Below are 16,861 nucleotides of genomic sequence, written 5' to 3' on the forward strand. Positions count from 1 at the left end.
GGGGACCGTCGACCAGGCGTGCCGTCACCCGATCGATTCAGCTCTCGCTACACTCCGGTGTCGTGCGCCCGTCTCGTCGTGCCCTGCTCGCCAGTGTTCTGGCCGGTCTGCTCGTCGCGGGGTGCACCGAGGGTTACGTCCAGCCCCAAGCCGCGGGGGACAAGCCCGCCATCGCCGGGGGGAAGTCCGACGAGAAGCCGCGGCCCGTCGACGTCAAACTCGCTTCGGGTGACCCCCGGCAGAGTGGTGGCGTGATCGCCGCCGGCGGGGCGGACGCCGTCTACAACTACGGGCCGTCGGTCATGCTCGACCACGGGCAGACCCGGATGTGGTGGTGCAGCCAGTACGGGGGCGCCGGGCCCGCCGGCGACGACATCCTCTACGCCCAGGCCCAGTCGATCGACGGCCCGTTCGCCGGGCCCGGGGGCGGGATCCCGGCCGCCGTCTTCTCCGGGGCGCCCGGGCAGTTCGACGGCATGCACACCTGCGATCCCTCCGTCCTGCGCGTCGGCACGACCTACTACCTCTACTACACCGGGGCGGCGGGCGACCACGCGCTCGGCAACGCCGTCGGGCTCGCCACCAGCACCGACGGCGTCCACTGGACCCGCGCCGCGGGCGGGAAACCGATCCTCGGGCCGTCGCACGACGTGCACCGCGCCAACGTCTACGGCGCCGGCCAGCCCTCGGCCGTCTACCTCGACGGCTGGTTCTACCTGATGTTCACCGACACCACCGGCCGGGCCGCCGCGTGGAACGGGGCCGGGCAGTTCGTGCTCCGGTCGCGCGATCCCGCGTTCGGCTCCGGGGTGCAGGCGCTCGACGTCGGCGGGTTCGTGCCGGTCGCCACGACGTCGGCGCCGCGCGGCCGTTCGGTCGTCGAAGGGTTCAGCGCCGACCTGATGTGGGTGGGCGCGCTGGACGCGTTCGTCATCGCGCACGAGACCGACACCGGGACCACGCTGACGTTCTGGACCGCCGACTTCACCGAGAACCCGTACCGGCCGGTGGTCGTCCCGGGCCCGTGGAAGGAGGGGCCGGGGCTGGTGCGCCGCGCCGACGGGCACGCGCCGCTGTCGTCGGCCCGGCCGTGCGACCGGGTGCCGCTCGATGTGGTGCGCGCGACGGTGACCGGCTCCGCCGGCGCGCCGACCGACCTGCGGCACTACGGGCTCGACCTGCTGGGCAGCCAGGCCTGCGCGAGCCCGGACCGGGTGGCCGCGACGTTCGACGGAGTGACGATGCCCTCGCCCGACCGCACGATGGACCTGGTCCGCGCCGGTCAGCGGGTGCGGGTCGACCGGCGCGGGGTCGCCGCGGCGTTGGCGGGCGAGCTGCTGGAGAAGGAGCCGCGCGAGGTGGCGGCGCTCCCGGTGGCGACGAGGCTGCGCTCCGGCGCGGACGCGGTCCAGGCACCGGGCCGCGGGCTGGCGCTGGTCCTCGACGACCGCCGCCTGTGGCGCATCCCGGACGGAGGCATCGTGGCCGGCAACGGCTCGACGGCCAAGCCGCTGACGGACGCCCAGTGGGACGGCACCCCGCAAGGCCCCTCGCTGGTCGGCTGAGCGGGCGCGGGAACCACGCCGAACGGCCCGGAGCGGCGCTGGGCGTGGGTGCGATGCCGACCCGCCTGAAGCGGCGCGGGGTGTGGGTGCGATGCCGACCCGTCAGGAGCGGCGCGGGGTGTGGGTGCGATGCCGACCCGCCTGAAGCGGCGCGGGGTGTGGGTGCGATGCCGACCCGTCAGGAGCGGCGCGGGGTGTGGGCGCGATGCCGACCCGCCTGAAGCGGCGCGGGGTGTGGGCGCGATGCCGACCCGCCTGAAGCGGCGCGGGGTGTGGGCGCGATGTCGATCGGTCTGGAGCGGCGCTGGGCGTGGGGCGCGATGCCGACCCGCCTGAATCGGTGCTAGGCGCGGGGTTTCTCGCTGCGAGGCCGGATCCGCGGAGACGGCCGGGGCGCGAGCCCTTCGCCGGCGGACCGGGCCCGGGCGTGCGGCCGGGCGGCGGGGTCGTCGTCCGCCACCCTGGGCTGCGGCCGGGTCGCGGGCTCCTGGTCTGTCACCGCGGGGTGCGGCCGGGTCGCGGGTTCCCGGTCCGTCACCGCGGGCTGCGGCCGGGTGGCGGGTTCCTCGTCCGCAGTCTGGCGGCGCGACCGAGCCGGCGAGCCTTCCTCGTCCGCGGTCCGAGCCCGGCGGCGCGGCCGAGGCGAAGGCGAAGGCGAAGGCGAAGGCGCCGCCACCTCGTCGTCCTCGTCCTCCTCCGCGGGCTTGGTCCGCCCGATCCGGCCGCCGACGAACAACCCCAGCCCCGCCGGCACCAGCACCAGCAACGCCGAAAACGCCGCTCCGCCGGTCAGCGCGCCGCCCAGTTCCGAAACCCCCGTCTGGTCGACGAACACCGCCCGGCCGATCACGTACAGGATCCCCGACACCACGCCCGCCACCAGCGCCGCGATGAACCAGGCCTTGCCGCGGTCGGGGAGTCCGCGCCACCCGTCCAGCGCGCTCCACAGCGCCGCCGCGCCCACCAGGACCGCCAGGGCCACCGAGGTCATCAGCGTCTGGTCCGTCGGGTGGTACACGGCGTACTTGGCCAGCAGCGTCAGCGCCACGCCGTGCAGCAGCGCCATCCCGAGTCCGCGGATCACCCAAGCGCTCATCCTGCGGAGTGTAGGCCAGGTTACTGACGAGTTGCCTGCCAAGTGCCCACTAGGCTGGGCCGGTGCCTGAAACCCATGGACGACGCCGGGCGGCGCTGCGCGGGCTTCTGACCGAAGCCGGCCTGGACGCGCTGCTGGTCACCGATCTGCTCAACATCCGCTACCTCACCGGGTTCACCGGCTCGAACGCCGCCGTGCTGCTGCACGCCGAGGGTGACGCGAAGACGCTCTTCTGCACCGACGGCCGCTACACGACCCAGTCGGCCGCCGAGGTGCCCGACCTCGACACGGTCGTCGACCGGGCCAGCGCCGCCGCCCTCGTCGCCAAGGCCGCGAAGGACGCCAAGACCTACGGGCGCGTCGGCTTCGAGAGCCAGCACGTCAGCGTCGAGGAGTACGAGTCCCTCAAGAAGGACGTGCCCCTGGAACGCGCGCCCGGCCTGGTCGAGCAGCTGCGCCTGGTCAAGGACGAAGCCGAGATCGACGCGCTGCGCCAGGCGTGCGCCGCCGCCGACCGGGCGCTCGACGACCTGCTCGCCGCCGGCGGGCTGCGGCCCGGCCGGACCGAGCTGGACATCGCCCGCGACCTGGAGAACCGGATGCTGGAGCACGGCTCGTCCGCGCCCAGCTTCGCCTCCATCATCGCCGCCGGCGCCCACTCGGCCATCCCGCACCACCAGCCGACGCACGCCGAGCTCAAGCGCGGCGACTTCGTGAAGCTGGACTTCGGCGCGACCGTCGACGGCTACCACTCCGACATGACCCGCACCTTCGTCCTCGGCGAGCCCGCGGACTGGCAGCGGGAGGTGTACGACCTCGTGCACACCGCCCAGGCGGCCGGGGTCGACGCCGTCGTGCCGGGCGTCGAGGTGTCCGATGTGGACGCCGCGGCGCGGAAGGTGATCGCGGACGCGGGCCACGGCGAGCACTTCGCGCACGGGCTCGGCCACGGCGTCGGCCTGCAGATCCACGAGGCGCCCAGCTTCGCCGCCACGGGCGTCGGTACACTGTCCGCCGGTATGGCGGTCACCGTCGAGCCCGGCGTCTACCTCGCGGGGCGCGGTGGCGTGCGCATCGAGGACACGCTCGTCGTGCGGGCTGGGGAGCCCGAACTCCTCACCCTGAGCACCAAGAACCTCGTGGTCGTCTGACAGCGGCCCCGAACCCCGAAGATTCGACACAGGAGATCGCAAGCTCGTGGCCACGACCAACGACCTGAAGAACGGGCTCGTCCTCAACCTCGAGGGCCAGCTGTGGACCGTCACCGCGTTCCAGCACGTCAAGCCGGGCAAGGGCGGTGCCTTCGTGCGCACGACCCTCAAGCACGTGCTCACCGGCAAGGTGGTCGACAAGACGTTCAACGCGGGCACGAAGGTCGACACGGCCACGGTGGACCGCCGCAACATGACGTACCTTTACAAGGACGGCGCCGACTTCGTGTTCATGGACGGCGACACCTACGACCAGATCACGGTCCCGGCCGAGGTCGTCGGCGACAACGCCAACTACATGCTCGAGAACACCGAGGTCCAGGTCGCGGTGCACGAGAACGAGCCGCTGTACGTCGAGCTCCCGACGTCGGTCGAGATCGTCATCCAGCACACCGACCCCGGCCTGCAGGGCGACCGCTCGACCGGCGGCACCAAGCCGGCGACGCTGGAGACCGGCGCGGAGATCCAGGTGCCGCTGTTCCTGTCCACCGGCGAGAAGATCAAGGTCGACACGCGCGACGGCCGTTACCTGGGCCGCGTCTCCAGCTGATGCCGACGTCGAAACCCCACCCGAACCGCGGCGGCGCGATCAGCCGCAGGCAGGCGCGCCGCCGTGCGGTGGAAATGCTGTACGAGGCCGCGCAGCGCGACACCGACGCGGTGACGCTGCTGGCCGACCGGGTCGGCGCGACCGACGTCGACCCGATCGCGGACTACACGATCAGCCTGGTCGAGGGGGTGACCGGGCGGAAGCCGCAGATCGACGAGCTGCTGGCGGAGCACGCGCAGGGCTGGACCCTGGAGCGGATGCCGAAGGTCGACCTCGCGGTGCTGCGGGTCGGGGTCTACGAGCTGCTCTGGGCCGAGGACGTGCCGGACCCCGTCGCGATCGACGAGGCCGTCGGCCTGGCGAAGGAACTGTCCACGGACGACTCGCCGCGGTTCGTCAACGGCGTGCTGGGCCGGATCGGCACGATCGCCGACCGTCTGCGCGCGGTTCTCTGAGTGTCGCGAGCCCCCCGACGAAGTCAGTGAGCGTCTCCGGTGCCCCACCGGGAACGCTCACTGCGTCGGTTTCGCGCACCCGCGATCAGTCCTCCTTGGAAGGACGCGCCTCCGGCGGCAGGACGCCCCAGTCGATGAGCTGCTCGGTCAGCTCGCCCGGGGTCATGTCGTAGATGATCGCCAGGGACCGCAGGTCCTCGGTGCGGATCGAGAGCACCTTGCCGTTGTAGTCGCCGCGCTGGCTCTGGATCGTCGCCGCGTAGCGGGCCAGCGGGCCCACCTTTTCGGCCGGCAGCTGCTGCAGGCGCTCGAGGTTGATGACGATCTTGGTGGCGGGCTCGGCACCGGAGGGGACCCGGCCCTCGGGCAGCAGCTCGACCACCGGCACACCGTAGAAGTCGGCCAGCTCGGCCAGCTTCTGCACGGTGACGGCACGGTCGCCACGCTCGTACGAGCCGACGACGACGGCCTTCCAGCGCCCACCGGACTTCTGCTCGACCCCGTGCAGGGACAGGCCCTGCTGCTGGCGGATCCCGCGGAGCTTGGCCCCGAGCGCCTTGGCGTAATCGCCCATCTGGTCGTTCTCCGTTCTCCACCCCCTTCCCGGTCGGGGTGACCGGTCCAGGGGACTCTTCGAGTCGAATACTCAGAGTAATGGTTACGCATTGTTGTCACCAGGTCAAGCGCGAGCTTGTCGCGAATCACCTCACACCACCCGTAAGACTGAGCAAAGTGCCTGCTACTGTCGGTGCGAAAGCCCCGACCAGCAGGGGAACAGACGTCCTTTAAGGACCCGTCCGGTGAGGCGGGGAAGGAGTCCGAAGTGTCGTCACGTCCGCGTGGCGCGGCTGGTTCGGCCGGGGAGCGCGAGCTCCTGACGGCCGGCGATGTCGCGCGCACGATCGCCCGAATGGCCCATCAGGTCATCGAAAAGACCGCGAACGGTGCGGAAAGCACTACCCCGCCCGTGTTGCTCGGGATCCCGTCCCGCGGCACCCCGCTCGCCGTCCGGCTGGCCGACAAGATCGGCGAATTCTCCGGGGTCCGCCCGCCGACCGGCGCCCTCGACGTCACCCTCTACCGGGACGACCTCCGCCGCCGCCCGCCGCGCGCGCTCGAGCAGACGCAGCTGCCCGCCGACGGCATCGACGACCGCGTGGTGATCCTGGTCGACGACGTGCTCTTCTCCGGCCGGACGATCCGGGCCGCGCTCGATGCCCTCCGTGATCACGGCCGCCCCCGCGCGGTGCAGCTGGCCGTGCTGGTCGACCGCGGTCACCGCGAGCTGCCGATCCGCGCCGACTACGTGGGCAAGAACGTCCCGACCGCGCGCACCGAGGGCGTGTCCGTCCTGCTGGCCGAGATCGACGGCCGCGACGCCGTCCTGCTGCGTCCGTCCGAAGCTGCTGGAGAGGACTCGTGAAGCACCTGCTCGCCACCGACGGCCTGGACCCGGCGGTCGCCACGGCCGTGCTCGACACCGCCGACGAGCTCAAGCACACGCTGCTCGGCCGTGAGGTCAAGAAGCTGCCGACGCTGCGCGGCCGCACGGTGATCACCCTGTTCTACGAGAACTCGACCCGCACCCGGGTGTCGTTCGAGATCGCCGGGAAGTGGATGAGCGCCGACGTGATCAACGTCTCCGCGTCCAGCTCCTCGGTCAACAAGGGCGAATCCCTGCGCGACACGGCGCTGACGCTGGCCGCCGCGGGCGCCGACTGCGTGATCGTCCGGCACCCCGCCAGCGGCGCGGCCCAGCGGCTCTCGGAGTGGCTCGCCGAGCCCGGCACGTCGGTGGTCAACGCCGGCGACGGCACCCACGAGCACCCGACGCAGGCGCTGCTCGACGCCGCCACGCTGCGGGAGCGCCTGGGCTCGCTCAAGGACCGCCGGATCGCGATCGTCGGCGACGTCCTGCACAGCCGCGTCGCCCGCTCGAACATCCACCTCCTCTCGGCCCTCGGCGCCGAGGTGGTGCTGGTCGCGCCGCCGACGCTGCTGCCCTACGGCGTCGAGAGCCTCCCGGTCACCGTCTCGCACGACCTGGACGCCGAGCTGCCCGCGGTCGACGCGGTCATGATGCTGCGGGTCCAGGCGGAGCGGATGCACGGAGGTTTCTTCCCCTCCGCGCGGGAGTACTCCATCGCGTACGGACTCTCGGAACGGCGCCAGAAGCTGCTGCCGGACCACGCGGTCGTGCTGCACCCCGGCCCGATGCTGCGCGGGATGGAGATCGCGAGCGCGGTCGCCGATTCCCCGGCCTCGGCCATCACCGAACAGGTCCGCAACGGCGTCCACGTGCGCATGGCGGTCCTCTACCACCTCCTGGCCAGCGAAGGAGACGCCGCGTGAGCACCGTGATCAAGGGCGCTCGCCCCTACGGCGAAGGCGACCCGGTCGACGTCCTGATCGAGGACGGGGTGATCACCGCGATCGGCGCCGTCCAAGCACCCGAAGACGCCGAAGTCGTCGAAGCCGCCGGTCAGGTGCTGCTGCCCGGCTTCGTCGACCTGCACACCCACCTGCGCGAACCCGGCCGCGAGGACACCGAGACGATCGACACCGGCTCGGCCGCGGCGGCGCTCGGCGGCTACACCGCGGTGTTCGCGATGGCCAACACGAGCCCGGTCGCCGACAACGCCGTGGTCGTCGACCACGTCTGGCGGCGCGGGCTGGAGGTCGGCCTGGTCGACGTCCACCCGGTCGGCGCGGTCACCGTCGGGCTCAAGGGCGAGAAGCTCGCCGAGCTGGGCACCATGGCGAACGCCCAGGCCCGCGTCACGGTCTTCTCCGACGACGGCCTCTGCGTCGCCGACCCGCTGCTCATGCGCCGCGCCTTGGAGTACTCGACCGCGCTCGACGTCGTCATCGCGCAGCACGCCGAGGAACCGCGGCTGACCGTCGGCGCCCAGGCCCACGAGGGCGAGCGCGCGGCCCGGCTCGGCTACACCGGCTGGCCCGCCGCGGCGGAGGAGTCCATCGTCGCGCGCGACTGCCTGCTGGCGCTGCACGCCAACGCGCGGCTGCACGTCTGCCACGTCTCCACCTCGGGCACGGCGGACGTGCTGCGCTGGGCCAAGGACCGCGGCACCAAGGTGTCGGCCGAGGTCACCCCGCACCACCTGCTGCTCACCGACGAGCGCCTGGCCACCTACGACCCGGTCAACAAGGTGAACCCGCCGCTGCGCACGGAGTCCGACGCCGAGAAGCTGCGCGCGGCCCTGGCCGAAGGCGTGATCGACTGCGTCGCCACCGACCACGCCCCGCACGCGGTGCAGGACAAGGACACCGAGTGGACCGCGGCCCGGCCGGGCATGCTCGGGCTCCAGACGGCCCTGTCGATCGTGGCCGAAACGATGGTCCGCACCGGGCTGCTCGACTGGCGCGGCGTCGCCCGCGTCATGAGCGAGCGCCCGGCCGAGATCGGCAACCTGGCCGACCAGGGCCGGCCGATCGCCGTCGGCGAGCCCGCGAACCTGACCCTGGTCGACCCGGACGCCGAGTGGACGGTCCGCGGCGCCGAGCTGGCCAGCATCGCGGCCAACACCCCGTACGAGGGAATGCGGCTCCCCGGTGTGGTGACCGCGACCCTGCTGCGCGGGCGGGTCACCGCGCGGGACGGGAAGGTCTGTTGATGGAGCGCTTCTGGCTCGTGCTGGCGATCGTCGCCTTCTTCCTGCTGTGCCTCTGGGGCATGTACGTCGGCTGGCGGCGCAAGGCGCGCTCGCAGAGCGTGCGGGTGCCGCCGTTCCCCGCCATCCCCTCGGAGCCGGGTGACGTCCTGCTGGAGTCCACCGGCGTCTACCTCGCCACGACGTTCGCGGGGGAGTGGCAGAACCGGGTCGTCACCCGCGGCGCGGGCTTGCGCACCGGCGCGGTCCTGCGGCTGCACGCCGGCGGTGTCGCGGTCGAACGCGGCGGCGCCCCGGACTTCTGGATCCCGCGCGAGGCGATCACCGGCGTCCGGCGCGACACGAAGATCGCCGGGAAGGTGATGGGCACCGACGCGTTGCTCGTCCTCACCTGGCGAGCCGGCGAAACCGAGGTCGACACCGGCTTCCGCGGCGACGACCTCGACGACTATCCACAGTGGATCGAACAGCTCAAGATCAAGGGAGGTGCCCAGTGAACGCGCGCGCTCAGGCCGCACTGGTACTCGAAGACGGCCGGGTGTTCCGCGGCGCTGCCTACGGCGCGCAGGGGCGAACCCTCGGCGAGGCGGTGTTCTGCACCGGCATGACCGGCTACCAGGAGACGCTGACCGACCCGTCCTACCACGGGCAGATCGTGGTGCAGACCGCGCCGCAGATCGGCAACACCGGCTGGAACGACGAAGACGACGAGTCCTCGAAGATCTGGGTCAACGGCTACGTGGTGCGCGACCCCGCGCGCACGCCGTCCAACTGGCGCGCCAAGCGCACGCTGGACGAGGAGCTGGTGCGCCAGGGGATCGTCGGCATCGCCGAGGTCGACACCCGCTCGCTGACCCGCCACCTGCGCGAGCTGGGCGCGATGCGGGCCGGGGTCTTCTCCGGCGACGCGCTGGGCACCGTCGACGACATGGTCGCCGAGGTCCTCGCGAGCCCGAAGATGGAGGGCGCCGACCTGGCCGGCCAGGTCACCACGGCGAAGCCGTACGTCGTCCCGGCGGAAGGCGAGACGCGCTTCCGCGTGGTCGCGCTGGACCTGGGCATCAAGTCCAACACCCCGCGCCAGATGGTCAAGCGCGGCATCGAGGTGCACGTGCTGCCCTCGACCTCGACCCTGGACGAGCTGCTGGCCGTCGAGCCGCACGGCGTGTTCCTCTCCAACGGCCCGGGCGACCCGGCCACGACGACGCACGCCACCGAGCTGACCAAGCAGGTCCTGGGCCGCGAGATCCCGCTGTTCGGCATCTGCTTCGGCAACCAGGTCCTCGGCCGCGCGCTCGGCCTGAGCACGTACAAGATGCGCTACGGCCACCGCGGCATCAACATCCCGGTGATCGACGTCGCCACCAAGTCGGTGGCGATCACCGCACAGAACCACGGCTTCGCCCTCGAAGGCGAGCCCGGGCAGCGCTTCGAGTCGCCCTTCGGCGCGGCTCAGGTCAGCCACTACTGCGCCAACGACGGCGCGGTCGAGGGCCTGCGGGCCTTCGACGTCCCGGCGTTCTCGGTGCAGTACCACCCCGAAGCCGCGGCCGGCCCGCACGACGCGGCCCCCCTGTTCGACGATTTCGTTTCGCTCATGGAGAAGAAGGCCTGATGCCGAAGAGGACGGACATCCAGCACGTGCTGGTGATCGGCTCCGGGCCGATCGTGATCGGGCAGGCCGCGGAGTTCGACTACTCCGGCACCCAGGCCTGCCGGGTGCTGCGCAGCGAAGGCCTGCGCGTGTCCCTGGTGAACTCGAACCCGGCCACCATCATGACCGACCCCGAGTTCGCCGACGCCACCTACATCGAGCCGGTCACGCCGGACTTCGTCGAGAAGGTCATCGCCGAGGAGCGGCCTGATGCGCTGCTGGCGACCCTCGGCGGCCAGACCGCGCTGAACTGCGCGGTCGCGCTGCACGAGCGCGGCGTGCTCGACAAGTACGGCGTCGAGCTGATCGGCGCCGACATCGACGCCATCCAGCGCGGTGAAGACCGGCAGAAGTTCAAGGACATCGTCCGCACGGTCGGCGCCGACGTCCCGCGCAGCCGCGTCTGCCACGACATGGACGAGGTCCGCGACACCGTCAAGGAGCTCGGCCTGCCGGTCGTCATCCGGCCGTCGTTCACCATGGGCGGCCTCGGCTCCGGCATGGCGCACACGCCGGAGGACCTGGAGCGGCTCGCGTCCACCGGCCTCGCCGAGTCCCCGGTCACCGAGGTGCTCATCGAGGAGAGCGTGCTCGGCTGGAAGGAGTACGAGCTCGAGCTGATGCGCGACAAGCACGACAACGTCGTGGTCGTCTGCTCGATCGAGAACATCGACGCCATGGGCGTGCACACCGGCGACTCGGTCACCGTCGCGCCGACGATGACCCTCACCGACCGCGAGTACCAGGTGATGCGCGACGTCGGCATCGCGGTCCTGCGCGAGGTCGGCGTCGACACCGGCGGCTGCAACATCCAGTTCGCGATCAACCCGGCCGACGGCCGGATGGTCGTCATCGAGATGAACCCGCGCGTGTCGCGCAGCTCCGCGCTGGCGTCCAAGGCGACCGGCTTCCCGATCGCCAAGATCGCCGCGAAGCTCGCCATCGGCTACACCCTCGACGAGATCCAGAACGACATCACCGGCGAGACCCCGGCGTCGTTCGAGCCCGCGCTCGACTACGTCGTCGTGAAGATGCCGCGGTTCGCCTTCGAGAAGTTCCCGGGCGCGGACCCGACGCTGACCACGACGATGAAGAGCGTCGGCGAGGCGATGTCGTTCGGCCGCAGCTTCCCCGAGGCGCTCGGCAAGGTGATGCGGTCGATCGAGACCAAGGCGACCGGGTTCTGGACGCTGCCCGACCCCGAGGGCGCGACCGTCGAGTCCACTTTGGACTCGCTGCGCACGCCGCACGAAGGCCGGCTGTACGAAGTGGAACGCGCGCTGCGGCTGGGTGCTTCGGTGCAGGACGTCCACGAGGCCTCCGGCATCGACCCGTGGTTCATCGACCAGATCGCCCTCATCGGTGAAGTGGGCGCCGAAGTCCGCGACGCGCCGGTGCTGAACGAGGACCTGCTGCGCCGCGCCAAGCGCACCGGTCTGTCCGACCGCCAGATCGCCGCCCTGCGCCCGGAACTGGCCGGCGAGGATGGCGTCCGCGCGCTGCGCCACCGCCTCGGCGTGCGGCCGGTGTTCAAGACCGTCGACACCTGCGCGGCCGAGTTCGCGGCCAAGACCCCGTACCACTACTCGGCTTACGAGTCCGACCCCGACGCGCAGTCCGAAGTGGCCGTCCAGTCGGACAAGCCGAAGGTGCTCATCCTCGGCTCCGGCCCGAACCGGATCGGCCAGGGCATCGAGTTCGACTACTCCTGCGTGCACGCGGCGATCGCGTTGCGGGAGGCCGGGTTCGAGGCCGTCATGGTCAACTGCAACCCGGAAACCGTGTCCACCGACTACGACACCTCCGACCGGCTGTACTTCGAGCCGCTGTCCTTCGAGGACGTCCTCGAGGTCGTGCACGCCGAACAGGCGTCCGGCACGGTCGCCGGCGTGATCGTCCAGCTCGGCGGCCAGACCCCGCTGGGCCTGGCCAAGCGCCTGGCCGACGCCGGGGTCCCGGTGGTCGGGACGCCGCCGGAGGCCATCCACCTGGCCGAGGACCGCGGCGCGTTCGGCGAGGTCCTCACCGACGCCGGCCTGCCCGCGCCGCGCTACGGCACGGCGACGTCCTTCGAGGGCGCCAAGCGGATCGCCGACGAGATCGGCTACCCGGTCCTCGTCCGGCCGTCCTACGTCCTGGGCGGCCGCGGCATGGAGATCGTCTACGACGAGGAAACCCTGGCCGGCTACATCCGCCGCGCCACCGAGGTCACCCCCGAGCACCCGGTGCTCGTGGACCGCTTCCTCGACGACGCCATCGAAATCGACGTCGACGCGCTGTTCGACGGCGAGGAGCTCTACCTCGGCGGCGTCATGGAGCACATCGAGGAGGCCGGGATCCACTCCGGCGACTCCTCCTGCGCGCTGCCGCCGATCACGCTCGGGCACACGGACCTGCAGGCCGTCCGCCGCTCCACCGAGGCGATCGCCCGCGGTGTGGGCGTGCGGGGACTGCTGAACGTCCAGTACGCGCTCAAGGACGACGTCCTGTACGTCCTGGAGGCCAACCCGCGCGCGTCGCGCACCGTACCCTTCGTGTCCAAGGCGACCGCCGTGCCGCTGGCCAAGGCGGCCGCGCTGATCATGACCGGCTCGACGATCAAGGACCTGCGCGAGAGCGGCGTCCTGCCCGCCGAGGGCGACGGCGGGCAGATGCCGGCCGACTCGCCGGTCGCGGTCAAGGAGGCCGTGCTGCCGTTCCACCGCTTCCGCACGCCGGAAGGCCACGGCGTGGATTCCCTGCTGGGCCCGGAGATGAAGTCCACCGGCGAGGTGATGGGCGTCGACGTCTCCTTCGGCAAGGCCTTCGCGAAGTCCCAGAGCGGCGCGTACGGCTCGCTGCCGACGTCCGGGCGCGTGTTCGTCTCGGTCGCCAACCGCGACAAGCGCTCGCTGGTGTTCCCGGTGAAGCGGCTGGCGGACCTCGGGTTCGAGATCCTCGCCACGTCCGGCACCGCGGAAGTGCTGCGGCGCAACGGGGTCGCGTGCACGGTGGTGCGCAAGCACTACGAGGGTTCGACCGAGGCCGAGCCGAACATCGTCGACGTCATCCTCGACGGCGGCGTCGACATGGTGATCAACACCCCTTACGGGAACAGCGGTCCCCGCGTCGACGGCTACGAAATCCGCACCGCGGCGGTGTCCCGGGACATCCCGTGCGTGACGACCGTGCAGGGCGCCGCGGCGGCCGTGCACGGCATCGAAGCGCTGATCCGGGGCGACATCGGGGTCAAGTCCCTGCAGGAGCTCCAGGCGGCGCTGAAGGCGCAGTCGTGAGCACGGGGGAGCGGTTCGGGGCGCGGCTGGCGAAGGCCGTCGCGGCCCGCGGCCCGCTGTGCGCCGGGATCGACCCGCACCCGGGCCTCCTCGAGGCCTGGGGGCTCCCGGTGGACGCTTCGGGCCTGGAACGGTTCGCGCTGTCCGCCACGGAGGTCCTGGCGGCCCGAGCGGCGGTCGTGAAGCCGCAGTCGGCGTTCTTCGAAAGTTTCGGGGCGGCCGGCGTCCGCGTGCTGGAACGGGTCGTCGAGACGGCCCGCGAGGCGGGCGCGCTGGTGCTGCTGGACGTCAAGCGCGGCGACATCGGCTCGACGATGGCGGCGTACACCGCGGCCTACGTGGCCGACGGGGCGGCGATCGCGGCCGACGCGATGACCGTTTCGCCGTACCTCGGGTTCGGCTCTTTGGCCCAATGCGCCGAAACGGCGGTTTCGGCGGGGCGCGGCATCTTCGTGCTTGCCCGGACCTCGAACCCGGAAGCCGCCGCCGTGCAGAACGCGAAACTGCCCGACGGGCGCACCGTCGGGCAGTCGATCGTCGATTCCGCGGCGGCGCTCAACGCAGCCGCGGCACCGCTCGGCGATGTAGGGGTCGTCGTCGGGGCCACCGTCGCGCCGGGCGAGCTGGACCTCTCCGGGCTGAACGGACCGGTGCTGGCACCCGGTTTCGGGGCCCAGGGAGCCACTGTGGCGGATTTGAAGGCGCTTTTCGGAGCGGGACTGCCGGGCGTGCTGCCCGCGTCGTCCCGGGACATCCTGAAGCACGGTCCGGAGCAAGCGGCTTTGCGCCAAGCGGTCGAACGGGTCGCCGAAGTGCTGGCCGACCCGCAGGAAAACGACCAATAGCAGGGCCCGGAACGGGCCCCCACCAGGCACCCCCGCATTGTGGCCGGTGCTCACGGGTGGGTACCGTCGCGTCACCCACCCAGATTTGAGAACTACCGGAGGAAAACGTGGCACTTCCCCAGCTGACAGAGGAACAGCGCGCTGCGGCGCTGGAGAAGGCCGCCGCCGCCCGCCGCATCCGTGCTGAGCTGAAGGAGCGGCTGAAGCGGGGCGGTACCACTCTGGTCGACGTGCTGAAGCAGGCCGAGGAGAACGAAGTCCTCGGCAAGATGAAGGTTTCGGCTCTGCTCGAGGCCCTCCCGGGCGTCGGCAAGGTCCGCGCGCAGCAGACCATGGAACGACTGGAGATCGCCCCCAGCCGTCGCCTTCGCGGCCTCGGCGACCGGCAGCGCAAGGCGCTGCTGGCCGAGTTCAGCGGCGAGTGAACGGCGCCGGTCGTGACTACCCGGTGAACCCGGGCACCGACCGCGGCAGTGAGCCGGTGGCGGGGGACCTCCCCCGGCACCGGCTCACCGTCGTATCGGGGCCTTCGGGGGTCGGGAAGTCGAGCGTGGTGGGCGAACTGCGGAAGCTGGAGCCCGACGTCTGGTTCAGCGTCTCGGTCACCACGCGCAAGGCGCGCCCCGGCGAAGTCGACGGGGCGCACTACCACTTCGTCGACCGGGCGGAGTTCGACGCCATGGTCGCCGACGGCAGGCTGCTGGAGTGGGCCGAGTTCGCGGGCAACCGCTACGGCACCCCCCGCGAACCCGTCGAGAAGGCCCTCGCCGAGGGCCGCCCGGCCGTCCTGGAGATCGAGCTGCAGGGCGCCCGCCAGGTCCGCGCGGCGATGCCGGAGGCCCGGCTGGTGATGCTGATGCCGCCGTCGTGGGAGGAACTGGTCGGCAGGCTCACCGGGCGCGGCACCGAAAGCGAGGCCGCGGTGCAGGCCCGGCTGGCCGAAGCGGAGCGCGAGCTGGCGGCGGCGGGGGAGTTCGACCACCGCCTCGTCAACGCCGACGTGCGGGAGGCCGCCGAGCACTTGCTAAACTTGATGACTGATCAGTCTGCCGAAGATTCGGAGCATCACGCGTGACCACCCAGGTAGCCCTGACCGAAGAGCTCGAAGGCATCACCAACCCGCCGATCGACGACCTGCTCGAGAAGGTCAGCTCGAAGTACGCGCTGGTGATCTACTCGGCCAAGCGCGCCCGCCAGATCAACGACTACTACGCCCAGCTGGGCGAGGGGCTGCTGGAGTACGTCGGCCCGCTCGTCGAGCCGGGCCCGCGCGAGAAGCCGCTCTCGATCGCGCTGCGCGAGATCCACGGCGGCCTGCTCGAGCACACCGAGGGTGAGTAAACCCAAGGTCGTCCTGGGCGTGGGCGGCGGCATCGCCGCCTACAAGGCCTGTGAGGTCCTGCGCGGGCTGACCGAGTCCGGTCACGACGTCCGCGTGGTCCCCACGGAAGCCGCGCTGAACTTCGTCGGCGCGGCCACCTTCGAAGCCCTCTCCGGCCACCCGGTGCACACGGGCGTGTTCACCGAGGTGCCCGAGGTCCAGCACGTCCGCGTCGGCAAGGAAGCCGACCTCGTCCTGGTCGTCCCGGCCACGGCGAACCTCCTGGCCAAGGCCGCCCACGGCCTCGCGGACGACCTGCTGACGAACACCCTGCTCACCGCCCGGTGCCCGGTCGCCTTCTTCCCGGCGATGCACACGGAGATGTGGGAGCACCCCGCGACCCGCGCCAACGTGGCCCTGCTGCGCTCGCGCGGCGCGATCGTCACCGAGCCCGACTCGGGCCGGTTGACCGGCGTCGACACCGGCAAGGGTCGTCTCGCGAACCCGGCCGAGATCGTCGACCTGGCGCGGCTCCTGCTGGCCCGCCCCGACGCCCTCCCGCGCGACCTCGAAGGCGTCCGCGTCGTCGTGTCGGCCGGCGGGACGCGCGAGCCGCTCGACCCGGTCCGCTACCTCGGCAACCGCTCCTCCGGCAAGCAGGGCTACGCGCTGGCCCGCGTCGCCGCCCAGCGCGGCGCCGAGGTCACCCTGGTCACCGCGCACACCGTCGCGCTGCCCGACCCGGCGGGCGCGACCGTGGAGCACGTTTCGACGGCCGAGGAGCTGCGGCAGGCCGTGCACGCGGCGTCCGAAAGCGCCGACGTCGTCGTGATGGCCGCCGCCGTCGCCGACTTCCGGCCGGCGAACCGGGCCGACCACAAGATCAAGAAGTCCGACGACCAGCCCGACCCGGTGATCACCCTCGACCGCAATGCCGACATCCTCGCGGAATTGGTGCGAAACCGGCGTCCCGGTCAGGTCGTCGTGGGATTCGCCGCGGAAACCGGCGACGCGCAGGGCGGCGTCCTGGACCACGCCCGCGTCAAGCTCAAGCGCAAAGGCGCGGATCTGCTGGTGGTGAACGCCGTCGGCGACGGAAAAGCGTTCGGCACGGAAGACAATTCGGGCTGGCTGCTCGGCTCGGACGGCACGGAAATCCCCATACCTCTCGGCGCGAAGGCTGAACTGGCGTCCACTCTGTGGGACGCTGTTGTGAGCTTCATGAAGCGTTGACCGTCCCCCGAGCGATAGTCAGTA

General features: G+C 71.7%; 17 protein-coding genes. 15 read left to right on the top strand and 2 right to left on the bottom strand.

Annotated elements, in window-relative coordinates; all coding sequences use genetic code 11:
- The first annotated feature begins 83 nt into the window (after window positions 1-83).
- Complete coding sequence (locus ACWEVP_RS17080) at window positions 84-1,565, top strand: beta-xylosidase (RefSeq protein ID WP_452063647.1); 1,482 nt, start codon at window positions 84-86, stop codon at window positions 1,563-1,565.
- 343 nt (window positions 1,566-1,908) lie between these two features.
- Here ACWEVP_RS17080 and ACWEVP_RS17085 read toward each other — a convergent pair whose 3' ends face one another.
- Window positions 1,909-2,661 carry a B-4DMT family transporter gene (locus tag ACWEVP_RS17085; RefSeq protein ID WP_452063487.1) on the bottom strand — a complete coding sequence of 251 codons (753 nt, stop codon included), beginning with the start codon at window positions 2,659-2,661 and terminating at the stop codon, window positions 1,909-1,911.
- Between the two features lie 62 nt (window positions 2,662-2,723).
- Here ACWEVP_RS17085 and ACWEVP_RS17090 point away from each other — a divergent pair, with 62 nt between their 5' ends.
- From ACWEVP_RS17090 to nusB, 3 genes are read left to right on the top strand one after another with little or no spacing between them, the layout of a single operon-like run.
- Window positions 2,724-3,812, top strand: coding sequence for a M24 family metallopeptidase (locus ACWEVP_RS17090; protein WP_452063488.1), 1,089 nt, complete (start codon window positions 2,724-2,726; stop codon window positions 3,810-3,812).
- 46 nt (window positions 3,813-3,858) lie between these two features.
- Window positions 3,859-4,422 carry an elongation factor P gene (efp, locus tag ACWEVP_RS17095; protein WP_125315891.1) on the top strand — a complete coding sequence of 188 codons (564 nt, stop codon included), beginning with the start codon at window positions 3,859-3,861 and terminating at the stop codon, window positions 4,420-4,422.
- The gene (nusB, locus tag ACWEVP_RS17100; protein WP_285453753.1) at window positions 4,422-4,877 is read left to right on the top strand and encodes a transcription antitermination factor NusB; all 456 of its coding nucleotides are present in this window, start codon (window positions 4,422-4,424) and stop codon (window positions 4,875-4,877) included. Before efp ends, nusB begins: the two co-directional genes overlap by 1 nt.
- An 85-nt stretch (window positions 4,878-4,962) precedes the next feature.
- On the opposite strand, the gene bldD is transcribed toward nusB, so the two are convergent.
- On the bottom strand, window positions 4,963-5,451 hold the full coding sequence (gene bldD / locus ACWEVP_RS17105; RefSeq protein ID WP_003096372.1) for a transcriptional regulator BldD: 489 nt from the start codon (window positions 5,449-5,451) through the stop codon (window positions 4,963-4,965).
- Window positions 5,452-5,700: 249 nt separating this feature from the next.
- Here bldD and pyrR point away from each other — a divergent pair, with 249 nt between their 5' ends.
- From pyrR to coaBC, 11 genes are all read left to right on the top strand, one after another.
- Window positions 5,701-6,300 (top strand): bifunctional pyr operon transcriptional regulator/uracil phosphoribosyltransferase PyrR, encoded by a 600-nt coding sequence (gene pyrR, locus ACWEVP_RS17110; RefSeq protein ID WP_086856366.1) that lies wholly within the window; start codon window positions 5,701-5,703, stop codon window positions 6,298-6,300.
- Window positions 6,297-7,229 carry an aspartate carbamoyltransferase catalytic subunit gene (locus tag ACWEVP_RS17115; RefSeq protein WP_452063489.1) on the top strand — a complete coding sequence of 311 codons (933 nt, stop codon included), beginning with the start codon at window positions 6,297-6,299 and terminating at the stop codon, window positions 7,227-7,229. The genes pyrR and ACWEVP_RS17115 overlap by 4 nt, the downstream gene beginning before the upstream one ends.
- Window positions 7,226-8,512, top strand: coding sequence for a dihydroorotase (locus ACWEVP_RS17120; protein ID WP_452063490.1), 1,287 nt, complete (start codon window positions 7,226-7,228; stop codon window positions 8,510-8,512). Before ACWEVP_RS17115 ends, ACWEVP_RS17120 begins: the two co-directional genes overlap by 4 nt.
- A complete protein-coding gene (locus ACWEVP_RS17125) occupies window positions 8,512-9,006 on the top strand; it encodes a PH-like domain-containing protein (RefSeq protein ID WP_452063491.1) in 495 nt (164 codons plus the stop codon). Before ACWEVP_RS17120 ends, ACWEVP_RS17125 begins: the two co-directional genes overlap by 1 nt.
- A complete protein-coding gene (gene carA / locus ACWEVP_RS17130) occupies window positions 9,003-10,124 on the top strand; it encodes a glutamine-hydrolyzing carbamoyl-phosphate synthase small subunit (protein ID WP_452063492.1) in 1,122 nt (373 codons plus the stop codon). The genes ACWEVP_RS17125 and carA overlap by 4 nt, the downstream gene beginning before the upstream one ends.
- Window positions 10,124-13,438 (top strand): carbamoyl-phosphate synthase large subunit, encoded by a 3,315-nt coding sequence (carB, locus tag ACWEVP_RS17135; protein WP_452063493.1) that lies wholly within the window; start codon window positions 10,124-10,126, stop codon window positions 13,436-13,438. Before carA ends, carB begins: the two co-directional genes overlap by 1 nt.
- The gene (gene pyrF / locus ACWEVP_RS17140) at window positions 13,435-14,283 is read left to right on the top strand and encodes an orotidine-5'-phosphate decarboxylase (RefSeq protein WP_452063494.1); all 849 of its coding nucleotides are present in this window, start codon (window positions 13,435-13,437) and stop codon (window positions 14,281-14,283) included. Before carB ends, pyrF begins: the two co-directional genes overlap by 4 nt.
- 107 nt (window positions 14,284-14,390) lie before the next feature.
- Window positions 14,391-14,708, top strand: coding sequence for an integration host factor, actinobacterial type (mihF, locus tag ACWEVP_RS17145; protein ID WP_003096398.1), 318 nt, complete (start codon window positions 14,391-14,393; stop codon window positions 14,706-14,708).
- Window positions 14,705-15,358: a guanylate kinase gene (gmk, locus tag ACWEVP_RS17150; protein WP_452063495.1), complete on the top strand. Its 654-nt coding sequence runs from the start codon at window positions 14,705-14,707 to the stop codon at window positions 15,356-15,358. The genes mihF and gmk overlap by 4 nt, the downstream gene beginning before the upstream one ends.
- Window positions 15,355-15,624 carry a DNA-directed RNA polymerase subunit omega gene (gene rpoZ / locus ACWEVP_RS17155; protein WP_013224624.1) on the top strand — a complete coding sequence of 90 codons (270 nt, stop codon included), beginning with the start codon at window positions 15,355-15,357 and terminating at the stop codon, window positions 15,622-15,624. The genes gmk and rpoZ overlap by 4 nt, the downstream gene beginning before the upstream one ends.
- The gene (coaBC, locus tag ACWEVP_RS17160) at window positions 15,617-16,837 is read left to right on the top strand and encodes a bifunctional phosphopantothenoylcysteine decarboxylase/phosphopantothenate--cysteine ligase CoaBC (protein WP_452063496.1); all 1,221 of its coding nucleotides are present in this window, start codon (window positions 15,617-15,619) and stop codon (window positions 16,835-16,837) included. The genes rpoZ and coaBC overlap by 8 nt, the downstream gene beginning before the upstream one ends.
- The last annotated feature ends 24 nt before the right edge of the window (window positions 16,838-16,861 follow it).

This window comes from Amycolatopsis sp. NPDC003865, from assembly GCF_053605345.1.

Coding starts and splice junctions, on each gene's coding strand:
- ACWEVP_RS17085 (WP_452063487.1), bottom strand. CDS start 2,661: ATGAGCGCTTGGGTGATCCGCGGACTCGGGATGGCGCTGCTGCACGGC.
- nusB (WP_285453753.1), top strand. CDS start 4,422: ATGCCGACGTCGAAACCCCACCCGAACCGCGGCGGCGCGATCAGCCGC.
- bldD (WP_003096372.1), bottom strand. CDS start 5,451: ATGGGCGATTACGCCAAGGCGCTCGGGGCCAAGCTCCGCGGGATCCGC.
- ACWEVP_RS17125 (WP_452063491.1), top strand. CDS start 8,512: ATGGAGCGCTTCTGGCTCGTGCTGGCGATCGTCGCCTTCTTCCTGCTG.
- carB (WP_452063493.1), top strand. CDS start 10,124: ATGCCGAAGAGGACGGACATCCAGCACGTGCTGGTGATCGGCTCCGGG.